General features: G+C 36.9%; 13 protein-coding genes and 1 rRNA gene. 7 read left to right on the forward strand and 7 right to left on the reverse strand.

Going from position 1 to position 13,303, the window contains the following annotated elements:
- Together rrf and AC1M9K_RS13075 are read left to right on the forward strand one after the other, a co-directional pair.
- Nucleotides 1-85 (forward strand): 5S ribosomal RNA (gene rrf, locus AC1M9K_RS13070); the annotation flags it as partial.
- A 551-nt stretch (nt 86-636) separates the two neighbouring features.
- Complete coding sequence (locus tag AC1M9K_RS13075; protein WP_481589498.1) at nt 637-1,989, forward strand: MFS transporter; 1,353 nt, start codon at nt 637-639, stop codon at nt 1,987-1,989.
- Nucleotides 1,990-2,015: 26 nt separating this feature from the next.
- Here AC1M9K_RS13075 and AC1M9K_RS13080 read toward each other — a convergent pair whose 3' ends face one another.
- Nucleotides 2,016-2,501: a lytic transglycosylase domain-containing protein gene (locus tag AC1M9K_RS13080; protein WP_481589499.1), complete on the reverse strand. Its 486-nt coding sequence runs from the start codon at nt 2,499-2,501 to the stop codon at nt 2,016-2,018.
- Nucleotides 2,502-2,770: 269 nt separating this feature from the next.
- Between AC1M9K_RS13080 and ybaK the strand changes: the two genes are divergently transcribed.
- On the forward strand, nt 2,771-3,241 hold the full coding sequence (gene ybaK, locus AC1M9K_RS13085; RefSeq protein ID WP_180028959.1) for a Cys-tRNA(Pro) deacylase: 471 nt from the start codon (nt 2,771-2,773) through the stop codon (nt 3,239-3,241).
- Nucleotides 3,242-3,251: 10 nt separating this feature from the next.
- Here the strand turns inward: ybaK and ppk1 are convergent, their stop codons facing one another.
- The 6 genes from ppk1 to AC1M9K_RS13115 form a co-directional block, all read right to left on the reverse strand.
- The gene (ppk1, locus tag AC1M9K_RS13090) at nt 3,252-5,318 is read right to left on the reverse strand and encodes a polyphosphate kinase 1 (protein ID WP_481589500.1); all 2,067 of its coding nucleotides are present in this window, start codon (nt 5,316-5,318) and stop codon (nt 3,252-3,254) included.
- Nucleotides 5,319-5,495: 177 nt separating this feature from the next.
- Complete coding sequence (locus tag AC1M9K_RS13095) at nt 5,496-6,587, reverse strand: porin (protein ID WP_180028952.1); 1,092 nt, start codon at nt 6,585-6,587, stop codon at nt 5,496-5,498.
- A 219-nt stretch (nt 6,588-6,806) separates the two neighbouring features.
- On the reverse strand, nt 6,807-7,220 hold the full coding sequence (locus AC1M9K_RS13100; protein WP_180028951.1) for an HIT family protein: 414 nt from the start codon (nt 7,218-7,220) through the stop codon (nt 6,807-6,809).
- A gap of 29 nt (nt 7,221-7,249) precedes the next feature.
- Nucleotides 7,250-7,516 (reverse strand): YARHG domain-containing protein, encoded by a 267-nt coding sequence (locus tag AC1M9K_RS13105; protein WP_035266544.1) that lies wholly within the window; start codon nt 7,514-7,516, stop codon nt 7,250-7,252.
- 83 nt (nt 7,517-7,599) lie between these two features.
- Complete coding sequence (locus tag AC1M9K_RS13110) at nt 7,600-8,469, reverse strand: NAD(P)-dependent oxidoreductase (RefSeq protein ID WP_481589501.1); 870 nt, start codon at nt 8,467-8,469, stop codon at nt 7,600-7,602.
- Between the two features lie 5 nt (nt 8,470-8,474).
- A complete protein-coding gene (locus AC1M9K_RS13115; protein WP_092768451.1) occupies nt 8,475-9,569 on the reverse strand; it encodes an alpha/beta fold hydrolase in 1,095 nt (364 codons plus the stop codon).
- Between the two features lie 141 nt (nt 9,570-9,710).
- Between AC1M9K_RS13115 and AC1M9K_RS13120 the strand changes: the two genes are divergently transcribed.
- From AC1M9K_RS13120 to AC1M9K_RS13135, 4 genes are all read left to right on the forward strand, one after another.
- Nucleotides 9,711-10,898 carry an O-succinylhomoserine sulfhydrylase gene (locus AC1M9K_RS13120; protein WP_092768449.1) on the forward strand — a complete coding sequence of 396 codons (1,188 nt, stop codon included), beginning with the start codon at nt 9,711-9,713 and terminating at the stop codon, nt 10,896-10,898.
- 24 nt (nt 10,899-10,922) lie between these two features.
- Nucleotides 10,923-11,252 (forward strand): YbaB/EbfC family nucleoid-associated protein, encoded by a 330-nt coding sequence (locus AC1M9K_RS13125; RefSeq protein ID WP_035266548.1) that lies wholly within the window; start codon nt 10,923-10,925, stop codon nt 11,250-11,252.
- 12 nt (nt 11,253-11,264) lie between these two features.
- On the forward strand, nt 11,265-11,861 hold the full coding sequence (gene recR / locus AC1M9K_RS13130; protein WP_481589502.1) for a recombination mediator RecR: 597 nt from the start codon (nt 11,265-11,267) through the stop codon (nt 11,859-11,861).
- A gap of 209 nt (nt 11,862-12,070) precedes the next feature.
- Nucleotides 12,071-13,213, forward strand: coding sequence for a ribonuclease D (locus tag AC1M9K_RS13135; RefSeq protein WP_481589527.1), 1,143 nt, complete (start codon nt 12,071-12,073; stop codon nt 13,211-13,213).
- Nucleotides 13,214-13,303: the final 90 nt, after the last annotated feature.

Consider the following 13,303-nt stretch of genomic DNA (forward strand, 5'->3'; position numbering starts at 1 on the left):
GATCCCTTCCCGAACTCAGAAGTGAAACCTCTTAGCGCTGATGGTAGTGTGGGGTTACCCATGTGAGAGTAAGTCATCGCCAGCTCATTATTCTAAACACCCCCTTCAATAGAAGGGGGTGTTTTTTTATATATAAAAATTGAATTTGAAAATAATTAAACCCTTATAATTAAATAAGAAGCTCCATTCAGTTAATTTATGCTAAACAATAAATGCCTTAGTGATAAGGCTAATATCATAAAAACAACCCAACTAATTAGTTGAAAAGCTAAATAATAAACAATAATGAATGGTTCAAAAAATGAATGATTTACAATGAAATTTTTATTTACAAAGAGCATCAAAGTTGACTATTAAATAAAATGCCAATCCTAATTTGCAGATTGAGTATTAAAAATCAAGATTTCAGTCGAAAGGTTATATAAGAATTCATTCTTAGTAACTAAGAATAAATATAAAACTCTTAAAACTTGAATTTTCATGATTTTTTATGCCAATTGAATTATTAATCAATCTATTAAATGAATAATCCACTAGAAAGTTGTATAGACAAAAATCCTAATTTATTGCATTTATATAAAATATGAATCCAGGTTCATTATTTTAAAAATACTCACAATTGGAGGTGAGATAAAAATGACAGCGCAGACAATGAATGTGAATGCTGTAATTGATAATGCAAAATTTAAACCCTTTCATTTATCAATCGTATTATGGTGTTTATTTATCGTAATTTTTGACGGTTATGATTTAGCAATTAATGGCGTAACGTTGCCACTTCTTATGCAAGAGTGGGGTATGACTTCTGTCCAAGCTGGGTTATTAGCGAGCACAGCGCTAGCGGGAATGATGTTTGGTGCGATGCTTTTTGGTATGTTGGCAGATAAAATTGGTCGAAAAAAAGTTATTTTAATTTGTGTAACCTTGTTCAGTGGTTTTACTTTTTTAGGAGGATTCGCAAGTAATCCAACAGAATTTGGAATTTTAAGATTTATTGCTGGACTTGGTATAGGCGGTGTTTTGCCAAATTTAGTAACTTTAACTTCTGAATATGCACCACAAAAATTGAGAAGTACCTTAGTTACGATTATGTTTAGTGGCTATGCAGTTGGCGGAATTATGGCGGCTTTATTGGGTGTAAAATTTACACCTGAATTTGGTTGGCAGATTATGTTCTTTATTGCAGGAATTCCATTATTAGTATTACCGTTTATATGGAAGTATATGCCTGAATCACTAACATTTTTAGTGAAACAAAAAAATTATGAACCTGCCTCAGAAATTATTAATAAGATCAATGCAGATTTAAATGTTAATTCGTCAACTCATTTGGTTCTAAACGAAATTAAACTACCTGATGCATCGGTTAAATCGCTATTTACTGATAGTAGAGCGAAAACGACGTTATTATTTTGGTGCTGTTTTTTTATGTGTCTTTTAATGACATACGCATTAGGAAGTTGGTTACCAAAGTTAATGATGGCTGCAGGTTATTCTTTAGGAAGTAGTTTAACATTTTTACTTTCATTAAATATTGGCGCTGTCATCGGTACTATTGGTGGTGGAATTCTAGCAGATAAGTTTCATCTCAAACCTGTAGTGATTTCGATGTTTGTAATTGGAGCTTTTGCTTTATTTGGATTAAGTTTCAATTCGCCGCCAATGGTTATTTATCTACTTGTGGCATTGGCTGGTGCAGCATCAATTGGTACTAGTATTTTAATATATAGCTATGTAGCGCAATCTTATCCAATTGCTGTACGTTCAACTGGGATTGGTTGGGCTTCAGCGGTAGGGCGTATAGGTGCAATTGTCGGCCCCATTGTCATTGGTATTCTTTTAGGAATGGAATTGCCGCACAAATGGAATTTCATTGCTGTTGCTATACCAGCAGTAATTGGTGCAATAGCCGTATTCTGTATTAAGAGGACAAAAGTGATTGAAACAGTTCCTGAAAAAATAAAAATCGCATCTTCAATCACACAGTAGAATAAAAGCCTCATAAGAGGCTTTTTTTATAAATGTGATTTTAAAATTTTTTGATGCTCTTTAACCTGTTTGGCATAACGTTTACCTTGTTTTTTAATTTTTCGATTTGTGTTGTATCCAGTAGGCCCAACGTTGTAATAGGCCAGTGCTTTTTTCCAGCTACCAGCAGATTGATTATATTTTGATAGGATAAAAGTCCCACAATGTATATTAATATTTTCTTGAAAAAGGTCACCTGGACAAGATTGTTGCCAATATCTAGGGATAATTTGAGTAAGACCTACAGCACCTGCTGGTGATACTGCATAATTTCGATAACTCGATTCTTGTCGAATAAGAGCGGCCATTAACAGGGGGTCGACATCAAATTGTTGCGCACTTTGCACAATTAGTGGTGAAACCCTATTTGCGGTGTCTGGGTGTACAGAGTATGCCTTTTGAATACCTGTTGAAAGTTTTGCGGCGCGTTTTTGTACTGAACCACCACCTAAAGATGAGCAACCAACAAACACGATACACGATGATAGAACTAAACTATATTTAAGGAAAGTAAAGGATGGGGGAGGTGATTGTAAACGTTGTAAAAAAAGCAAAATAGTAACCGTGCAAATTCAATTTGCAAAAATCATAAGTAAGCTGGTGATTGGGGTCAAGCCCTAGATAAATTGGAGTGTTGTAGTTTTGCAATATATTGATGAGTAAGATAAATAGATCAGAAAAACTTTAAAATTGATTCAATATTTTCTTATAATAATGCCATTATTAAATGCCTGAAATCATCATGACGCCAGCTTGTAAATTTCTAAAAAACAAAAAGATAGATTATTCTGTTCATGAATATGAGCATGATCCTAATGCTGAAAGTTTTGGTTTAGAAGCAGCTCAAAAATTGGGTTTATCTGTACATGAAGTTTTTAAGACACTTCTAGTGACAGATGATGTCAATTATTTTGTGACAATTTTACCAGTGGACCATCAACTTAATTTAAAAAAGGCGGCGAATGCTTTCAGTTGTAAAAAACTTAAAATGGCTGATCCGAAAGTGGCTGAGCGTCTGACAGGTTACTTAGTGGGTGGGATTAGTCCAATTGCTCAAAAAAAGCGACTTAATACAGTCATTCACCAATCGGCAAGTTCTCTTAAAAAGGTGTACGTGAGTGGTGGAAAACGAGGGCTAGATATCGGATTAGATCCTCAATCATTGGCCCAAGTATTAGATGCTCAATTTAAGGACATTGTGGATCACACTTAATGTTTGATCACTACATTTGACGTAGATTGGTTAGATATTCTTGAGCGATAAAAATTTCTTGATCATCAGGTGGGCATACCTTGTTCCATTGATGTTCTTGATCTAATTCCCAAGCACGTTGATTATCGTTCAGATAATTCAGTAGACCATCTTTAATAATCGTTTTCTTTAGTTTTTTATCTTCAATCGGAAAACAAGTTTCTACTCTTGAAAATAAATTACGTCCCATCCAGTCTGCACTTGAACAATATAATTTCTCATTGCCTTGATCTAGAAAATAGTAGACCCGTGTGTGTTCTAAAAAACGTCCTACAATGGATCTGACGCGGATATTTTCTGATAACTGTGGTACTTGAGGTCTTAATGAACAGATGGAACGAATGATCAGATCGATTTGAACACCTGCATTTGACGCTTGATAAAGTGCCGCGATTAATTTAGGTTCAGTTAAAGCGTTAACTTTGATAATAATATGCGCTTTATGACCAGACTTAGCATGGTGGATTTCATTGGCAATGAGTTTTAAAAGCTGTTCATGCAAGGTAAAAGGTGCATGGAACAGCTTTTTAGGCTTTGCCATTTTTCCCATACCTGTCAATTCTTGAAAGATTTTATGGACATCTTCACAAATGTCATCATCAGTGGTCAGAAGACCGTAATCGGTATACATTTTTGCATTACCAGCATGATAATTGCCAGTTCCCAAATGAACATACCGTTTCAGATGATCTGCTTCTCTACGAACAACCAGAATCATTTTAGCGTGAGTTTTATAGCCCACGATGCCATACACAACAACAGCTCCAGCTTCTTGTAGGAGGTTGGCGACCATGATATTGGATTCTTCATCAAATCTAGCACGTAATTCAATAATCGCAGTAACTTCTTTACCATTTCGTGCTGCTTCTGCTAAGACCTGAACGATCTCTGAATCTGGTCCGCTGCGATAAAGAGTTTGCTTAATTGCCAAGACATTAGGGTCTTTTGCAGCCTCTTTTAACAGGTTGATGACGGGTGAAAATGAGTCAAAAGGATGATGTAAAAGGACATCACGTTGTTTTAATACATCAAATATACTTTTTGATTGTCTCAATATCTTCGGTATCACGGGTTGATAGGGTTTAAACTTCAAATCTGGACAATCAAAATCTGAAAATAATCGAGCTAAATTTACAGGACCTTGAACACGATAGAGTTGTGAAGGTTCTAAAGAAAATTGTTCAAGTAGATATTGGTTAATCGTTTCTGGGCAATTGTGATCAATTTCAAGTCGAACTTCACGTCCAAATCTTCGCGAAGAAAGTTCATCTTTAAGAGCAACTGCCAGATCGTCTACATCGTCAGCTAAATTTAAGTCAGCATTGCGTGTAACACGGAATTGGTAGCATCCTGTCGCCTTCATTCCTGGAAATAAGTCATTGATATGTTGTTGCAGAATAGCCGACAACAGGATGTAATGTTGCTTACCTTCGCATAAGTCATCAGGAATTTTGACCGCCCTTGGCAAAGTTCTCGGTGCAGGTACGATCGCGAGCTCAATCTGACGACCAAAAGCATCTTTACCTTCAAGCGTGACAATAAAATTAAGGCTCTTATTGACTAAACGGGGAAAAGGATGGGCAGGGTCTAAACTGATGGGCGTGATTACTGGTTGAATAAATTTACTGAAGTAGTTTTGAATCCATTCAGTATATTTATCTAAAATTCCATGATATTGGATAAATTCGATACCATAAGATTTAAGTTGAGGAATGAGCTCGTTATTAAGTATCTGATATTGTTCTTGAACCGCATGATGCGTTGTTTTAGATATTTGTTCTAAAATAATTTCATTGGGAATAGCATCAGGCGCAGTAGTTATTTGATTTAATTCGATCTGTTTTAAAAGTCCAGCAACGCGTATTTCAAAAAACTCATCTAAATTCCGAGAAAAGATGATTAAAAAATTTAGTCGCTCTAATAAGGGGTGGTGAGGGTCTTTAGCTTGAGCTAAAACTCGTTTATGGAATTCTAATAATGAAAGTTCGCGATTAATGTAAGTGTCTGAATTGTGTTGAAAGTTTTCAAAAGAGTGCATAGTACCAATTATTGCTTTTTGAGCCGTCAGGAAAGACCTTGCAGCGATGGTACGTTTGATGTGTGACAGTAATATTACATTGATTGGTATATATTCGATAAATATATATAATTGGATTTATTTTATTTTAATCAAAAAAGCACACAATAAGTGTGCTTTTTTTAAATCAATTAGGGCTTAGAAATCGTAACGGAAACCTAAAGATAAACCTAAAGCATCCTCACCTTTGAAACCCTTCACATTATTTGTACGTGCTTGTTCCCACGGTGTAAGGCTTGAGTTTTTGTCATTAAGCACAGTTGCGACGTTACCGTAAACACGAACTGCTTTATCAAGACGATGTTCAAGTCCTAAAGCAATGAGTGTTGCGTTCGCATCTTTAGCATCTACATCACGGTGCATCACTTGACCACGGATATATGTTTTTGGTGCAAATTTATAATCAGCTGCAACACCAATGACTTGTGCATCAGGATTTTTTACGTCATTGTCATGAGTCATATATTGATATAAACCACCAATATTTAGCTCAGGTGTGATTTTATAAGCACCAGCTAAACGGAAGCCATCACGTTCGCCGCGAGTCGCATCTTCTTCATAGTGTTCATAAGCAGCTGCGAAATCAACAGGACCTTCTTTATAGGTCAATGCAAGATCGTAAGCTTTATTCTTTTTAGAGTCGCCTTTCTTTTGAATAACTTCACCAGTATCTTTATCTACAATTGTTTCCGTGAAGCCTGGAGAATTGCTTTCGTGCAATGAAAGTGCTGCTAATACATTGAACCCATTTCCGAATTTTGGTGATTTATATTCGATGGTATTTTCATTACGCTCATCAAAACGTAAGTCACCAGCACGTGTTACATTACGTAAATCACCTACTTGATCGCCGAAAAAGTTAACTGGACCACGTGCTATTTTAAAAGGGCTATCAAAACGACCGACACGAGTTTGACCGAAATTACCTTTTAAGCCAACAAATGTATCACGTGTTGCAAAATCAACACCTGAATTTTGTCCACCGCTAGCAAAGTTGATTTCTTGTTCAATTTGACCAAAAACAGTCATATCATTTTCTAGTTTCTGTTCAACTTTAAAGCCTAGACGAGATGAATTAGATGATAAACCCACTTCATTATAATCTTTACCATCATCAAGGTAATCTAATGAAACATGCGCACGACCATAAATTTTAACGTCGGCTGCCATTGCGATTGATGGTGTAATTAGTGTTGCCCCAACTGCTAATGCACAAAGTGTTTTTTTCATTTCTAGCTCCAGTAAAGACTGATTTATTGTCCTAATAATCATGATCAGTAGTTTTTTTGTAACTACTGTTCTCTATTGGTGCTAAGTATTCATTACAAATAAGTCAGTAATATTAAGAATTTATTTCATTATCATGAAAATGGATAGAAACAATTTATAGTAATCAAAAGGCATAAACCAAAAAAAAGGAGCCAAAGCTCCTTTTTTTATGAGGATCTGTTATAAAGCAGCTTTAATCTTCTCAGCCAAAGTCTTGATACGCTCTTGATCACCCATTTGTGCTGCGTGTTTACCCAGTTCATGAATTGAACTTGGAATAAGATGGAAGTGAACGTGAGGCACGGTTTGCCCAGCTGCAGCACCAGATAACTGCATCAACACTATACCTTTTGCATCTAGTGCTGTTTCAATCGCTTTTGCAATTTTTTGAACGATTTGAATCGTGTACGCTGCAGTGTTTGGATCTAAGTCGAGTAAAGTTACGGCAGGTGATTTAGGGATGACTAAAGTATGACCATCTGCCTGAGGCATAATGTCCATAAATGCAAGAACTTGCTCATCCTCATACACTTTAATTGCAGGAAGTTCACCACGTAGAATTCTTGCAAAAATATTTTGATCATCGTAAGCCATAACTATTCCCAGAATGTAATTAGATTGAATTATTTACAGTTCAATTCTTTCTGACGTTGCTTAATGGAGTCAAGCTTTTGTTGCTCTTTTTCTGAGAACTTAGGTTTAGTTGTATTGCAATTTTCATTGCCGAACTTTGCCTTAGTATCTGGATCTTTAAAACAGAAGCCTTTTGATGCATAGATGATGTTGTAATCATCTTTAAGTTTTTCACACTCTTTTGTAGTGTCGGCAAAAGCATTAACCCCAGCTGAAACAGATACAGCAGTAATTAAACCTAATAAAAACTTATTCATGAGTATCCTCATTTAGAAATGGACATTTGATATTGTCACATTTCAATTATATGGGCTTTATATGTGAATTCAATGGCGAAAATTTATTCTAAGGTAATTTTGCTCCATGATTCGTACATTTTAACTGCTGTCGAAAAATCACTATTAGGTTCAGCTATTGCATTAGCAGCACCAATTAGACTTTGAGTAAGCGTAATGACAGGTGCGGATAATTTTGCTTGATGAATGAGGTCTACTGCGATACCAGTGTCTTTGCTCAGTAACGGTAAGGCAAAAGTATTTGGAAAACTTCGATTTAATACCCGTTGAGGCAATACATTTTCAGTCACACCACTTTTACCACTTGAAGCATTGATGCACTCTAAAGCTTCATTTAAATCCACACCATGTGCTTTAAGTGCAGTAAAACCTTCAGCAGCGGCACATAAGTGAACAGCCAAGAGCATGTTGTTCACTGCTTTCACAGCAAAACCAGATCCTGAGTCTCCTACATGCTTAATCAGTTTACCCATGGCTTGCATTGCTGGTAATGCAGCTTCAAAAGCCGCTTTTTCACCACCAACCATGAAGGTTAAAGTCGCATTTTCAGCACCAATAGTTTGTCCGCTAACCGGCGCATCTAGAAAAAATACACCTTTTGATTTTAAAAAAGCTTGTTGTGCTTTAGCTGCATCAGGCACGCCACTGGTACAGTCTACCCAAATTGATCCAGATTTAATGTCGACTTGATGAATGATCTCATTGACTTGCTGACTCGTTGGTAAGCAACTAAAAATGATATCAGCGTGGGCAGCTTCTTGAAGTGATACAGCTTGTGTTTGATATTCAGTTGCATGTTGTTTGGCTTTCTCGAAATTTCGATTCCATACCAAAACTGATTCATAGTGTTTGGGTAAATGAGCTGCCATACGGTAACCCATTGCGCCTAATCCAATAAATGCAACTGTCGTCATTTTCTTTACTCTATTTGTGTTGAACGCTCTGCTAACCAGTGAGCAAGTTCAGGCCAAAATTGATCGGCACTTTTTTGACTCGACATTAAACCTAAATGCCCACCAGGAATAAGAGTAAACGTGACATCACGACTATTTGTCAATTCAGTCAATGGTCTAACAGCATCAGCTGTGACCATTTGATCGCTTGAACCCGCGCCAATCATAAGAGAGCAGTCTATATTTTTTAATTCGATTTTCTTATCTTGAAGTTCGATATAACCATTTTTTAGCGGATTTCTTAACCAGACATTGAATAACATATCTTGGTTTACCCCAGCAGGATAATCAATCATATGATTGAGGAAATAACCTAAAGTGGCATGTTCATGCAAAAGTTTTTTATCATCAAGATTCAGTAATAATTGTTTATGGCCTTCATACCAACCTTTTGGATCTAAAATTTTAAATCCAATTGCATTTAAAATACCTGGGGAGTGAATGAGGCGCTTAGGAATACGACCGTTATAAACTTTATGTTTGAGTAGACGAGTTCTTTCAAGATAGCGATTCATCTTAGCATATAGCTTTCCGATACTACCTGAAGCAAAGCTATCAATTGGACTACCTAAAACGATTAGATTTTTTACATGGTTCGGCTGTCTGAGCGCTGTGTACAACAGAACAAATATTCCCGCCATACTCCAGCCATGTAATGAAATTTGATCAGATTTAGCGTGTGTACGAATTTGATCGATACAATTCGGGATTGCATCATCAATAAAACCTAAAAAGTTGAGATCGCGATCTTTATAGCTAAAGTGTCCCCAATCCAACAAATACACGTCAAAACCTTGCTCTGTATAATATTTGATAAGAGAACGGTATGGATAAAGATCATAAATATCCATCTTGATCGCTAAAGGCGCGACAAAGACCAATGGCTCAACATATTTTTTATTTTCAGATGCGTAATATCGAATTTTACTCGATTTATGAGTACCTATCACTTCATACGGCGTTGCTTGAGATAAAACCAAAGATTTACCGTAAAAAATGCGTGTCCCTAAATTTTTTAACTTGCTTTGTTTAGAACGCCAGTTAGTTTTTAAATGTTCCATGAAGGTTGAAGATCTCATAAGCATGTGATTTGAACGAAGTCTAAGCGATATTTATATATTTTACCTTGACCTTAAATGCTTTGGGCGCTCAAAATGTTGGCAATTATTCACAAAGGCAGTTTTTAGGACTGATTTAGAGCAATGAGCCAGCAAGACGACATTGAATACCAACTTGATACATTAGCACTTCGTACAGGTCATACGCGCAGTTTTGAAGGTGAGCATGCTGAACCGATGTTTCTAACTTCTTCATTTGTATATGCAAATGCAGCAGAAGCAGCAGCTAAATTCTCTGGGAAAGAGCCCGGTAATATTTATTCTCGCTTTACAAACCCAACAGTCGCAATGTTTGAAAAAAGATTGGCTGCAATGGAAGGTGCTGAACGTGCAGTGGCAACAAGTACGGGTATGGCTGCGATCATGGCGGTGGCGATGTCATTCTTAAAGGCTGGTGATCATGTTGTATGTTCTCGAGCAGTATTTGGTTCAACCGTGGCCTTATTTGAAAAATATATTTCTAAGTTTGGTGTGACTGTCAATTTTGTTGATTTAACAGATTTAGATGCTTGGAAAGCTGCGATCAAACCAGAAACTAAACTACTATTTGTAGAATCTCCGTCAAATCCATTATCGGAAATTGCTGATATTCGTGCATTAGCAGATATCGCGCATGAAAATGATGCCTTACTCGCAATTGATAATAGTTTCTGTACGCCAGTGCTACAACAACCATTAAAATTGGGCGCGGATCTAGTTGTCTATTCAGCGACAAAATATTTAGATGGTCAAGGTCGTGCGTTGGGTGGTGCTGTCGTAGGTAGTCATCAATTACTTGAAGAAGTTTTTGGCTACGTTCGTACAACTGGGCCTTCTATGAGTCCGTTCAATGCTTGGGTTTTCCTAAAAGGTTTGGAAACGCTTCGTCTACGTATGAAGGCTCATTCTGAAAGTGCACAAAAGATTGCTGAGTGGCTTCATCAGCACGATAAAATCGAGAAAGTATTCTTTGCTGGCTTAGCGGATCATGTAGGTCATGATTTGGCTAAACAGCAACAAAAAGGTTTTGGTGGTATCGTTTCATTCGTGGTAAAAGGTGGGCGAGAAGCTGCTTGGAAAGTGATTGATCACACTCAATTTATTTCTATTACTGGAAATCTTGGGGATGCAAAATCAACGATTACTCATCCTGCAACGACTACTCATGGTAAATTGTCTGATGAAGCGAAGGCTGCAGCTGGCATTGCAGAAGGTTTAATTCGTCTTTCAGTAGGTTTGGAAGACGTTGATGATATTATTGCAGACATTCAACGTGGTCTTGATTTAGTCTAATTTAAATTTGTTCGGAGTATACAAATGAACATTAACATGCTTATGCAACAAGCACAGCGCATGCAAAAGGAAGTAGAGTCCAACATCAAGAAAGCGAAAGAAGAGCTTGCACAGAAAGAAGTGCATGCTGAAGCTGGTGGTGGTTTGGTAAAAGTGACAATGACTTGCCGTAATGTGGTAAAACGCATTGAAATCAATCCAGAATTACTTCAAGACGATCCAGATATGATTGAGGATTTGATTGCAGCTGCTATGAATGATGCTGCACGCCAAGCCGAAGCGATTTCAGAAGAAACAATGAAGTCTGCAAATAGTGGTATGGGATTACCTCCTGGCTTATCAGGTTTATTTTAAGGATATTGCCGAGTGTTCAGCGAACGGTTTGACCAACTCGTCCAAGCACTGCGAATTTTACCAAGCGTTGGGCCTAAGTCGGCTCAGCGTATGGCGTTGCATTTGATCATGAAGAATAAGCAAGGTGCTTTGGCATTATCTGAAGCACTTAGCTATGCCGCTGATCATATCCATGAATGTTCTATTTGCCACTCATTGACTGAGAATGAGGTGTGTGACATTTGTCTGTCGCAAGACCGAGATGATACCTTGCTCTGTGTGGTTGAATCTCCTGCAGACGTGATGGCAATTGAGCAAAGTGGAAGTTTCAGAGGCAAATATCATGTATTGGGGGGGCATTTATCTCCTTTAGATGGTATAGGGCCTGAAGAGGTTGGCATACCTGCATTAGTTCAACGCTTAGCTGAAGGTCAGGTAGCAGAGGTTATTCTCGCTACCAATGCAACGGTTGAAGGACAGGCTACGGCACATTATTTGGTAGAAGCCACACGTCATTTGAATATCAAAATGACGCGTATTGCTCAAGGTGTACCACAAGGGGGTGAGCTTGAGTATGTCGATAGTCACACCTTAAGCCAAGCAGTTCATAATCGTATGCAAATGAAATAAGCACAAATTGTGCTTATTTTTTTGATTAGAGAAATATCACTTTTCTGAGTAGTTTTTTAGTCAAAAAAAATATTAAATTTTTCATGTTTTATAACTATTTACAGTGTATACATAGATTTGCTTGACGCTTTAATTGAAAATTTATATTTAAAATTGATAATTTAAGCTAAAATACATCTCGATACCAATCTAGCACATTGTTTTTTATGATGTTTCAATTTATCCAAGAGCAAAAAGAACTCGAGCATGTTTTGACACTAATGAGTCAACAAGATGTTTATGGTTTAGATACTGAATTTATCAAAGTTGATACACTATGGCCAAAATTGGGTGTCTTGCAAATCAATGTCGCAGATCAGGTGTTTTTATTAGACGGTACACGTCTAGATTTTTCGAGTTTCTGGCCTAAAGTTTTTGCTGCAAAGCAAAATATTTTCCATGCTTGTGGTGAAGATATTGATCTGATTTACCATTATTCAAAAGGCAATCATCTTAATAATGTATTTGATACTCAGGTGGCTTTGTCTTTTCTCGGACACGGATTACAGGTCAGTTATCAAAATGCGCTTAAAGAAATTTTAAATATAGAAATTGATAAAGATCAAACACGTTCAGATTGGCTTGCACGTCCTTTAACTGAAGAGCAAAAAGCATACGCAGCGAATGATGTCTTATATATTATGAATTTAGCCGATGCGCTAAAAAATGAATTAGAGAAAAAAGGGCATTATCAGTATGTACTAGAGGATTGTAAGAGCCTCACGCTTGAGATTGCGACAGAAACGCCGAAAGAGAAACTATACGAAGATGTCGGAAATTATAGACACTCTCGAAAGCAGTTAATGCAGCTACAATTGCTCAGTGTTTGGCGTGAAGAAATGGTGAAGGCTTTAAATCAGCCTCGAAGTTTTATTCTGAAAAATGCCACTATGATTGATTTGGTGGAAAAAAATCCAAAAAATACATTTCAATTATCCCAAGTTAAAAATATTCGTCCGAATGTGGTTCGTGAGCACGGTAAAACGATTTTGGATATTATTGCGTTGCTGCCCCCAATGGAAGAATGGCCATTACGAATTGCTCGACCAATTAAACATTCATCTAAAGATATTACACATGATGTTGATAACATGATTGGTAATCTTGCAGAAGTGTTGGTGATCCCCAAAGAAGTGTTAATGCGAAAAAAATGGCTCGGGGCTTTATATCAGCATGTGGTTTTTCATGGCGATGAACAAGACTTACCTCAATATTTACTCGGTTGGCGTTATGATTTACTGACGAAGCCATTAATTGAGTTGCTTCATAAAGATGCACAATATTTGAGTATGCAAATGAAAGTCAATGAATGACTTCTCTCAAAATTTGATTAAAGAATTACCAGTCATCCTAAACTAGACTGATGCGTTAACAAACGCTAATGTTTCGCCGTTTTTTTTGAT

The organism is Acinetobacter sp. 24-47-67 (assembly GCF_056779735.1).

Excerpts from the sequence above, each read along its gene's own strand:
- ppk1 (WP_481589500.1), bottom strand. The coding sequence starts at position 5,318 with ATGCACTCTTTTGAAAACTTTCAACACAATTCAGACACTTACATTAAT.
- AC1M9K_RS13100 (WP_180028951.1), bottom strand. The coding sequence starts at position 7,220 with ATGGCTTACGATGATCAAAATATTTTTGCAAGAATTCTACGTGGTGAA.
- AC1M9K_RS13075 (WP_481589498.1), top strand. The coding sequence starts at position 637 with ATGACAGCGCAGACAATGAATGTGAATGCTGTAATTGATAATGCAAAA.
- AC1M9K_RS13110 (WP_481589501.1), bottom strand. The coding sequence starts at position 8,469 with ATGACGACAGTTGCATTTATTGGATTAGGCGCAATGGGTTACCGTATG.
- AC1M9K_RS13125 (WP_035266548.1), top strand. The coding sequence starts at position 10,923 with ATGAACATTAACATGCTTATGCAACAAGCACAGCGCATGCAAAAGGAA.
- AC1M9K_RS13135 (WP_481589527.1), top strand. The coding sequence starts at position 12,071 with ATGTTTCAATTTATCCAAGAGCAAAAAGAACTCGAGCATGTTTTGACA.
- AC1M9K_RS13095 (WP_180028952.1), bottom strand. The coding sequence starts at position 6,587 with ATGAAAAAAACACTTTGTGCATTAGCAGTTGGGGCAACACTAATTACA.
- AC1M9K_RS13115 (WP_092768451.1), bottom strand. The coding sequence starts at position 9,569 with ATGGAACATTTAAAAACTAACTGGCGTTCTAAACAAAGCAAGTTAAAA.
- ybaK (WP_180028959.1), top strand. The coding sequence starts at position 2,771 with ATGACGCCAGCTTGTAAATTTCTAAAAAACAAAAAGATAGATTATTCT.
- AC1M9K_RS13120 (WP_092768449.1), top strand. The coding sequence starts at position 9,711 with ATGAGCCAGCAAGACGACATTGAATACCAACTTGATACATTAGCACTT.
- AC1M9K_RS13105 (WP_035266544.1), bottom strand. The coding sequence starts at position 7,516 with ATGAATAAGTTTTTATTAGGTTTAATTACTGCTGTATCTGTTTCAGCT.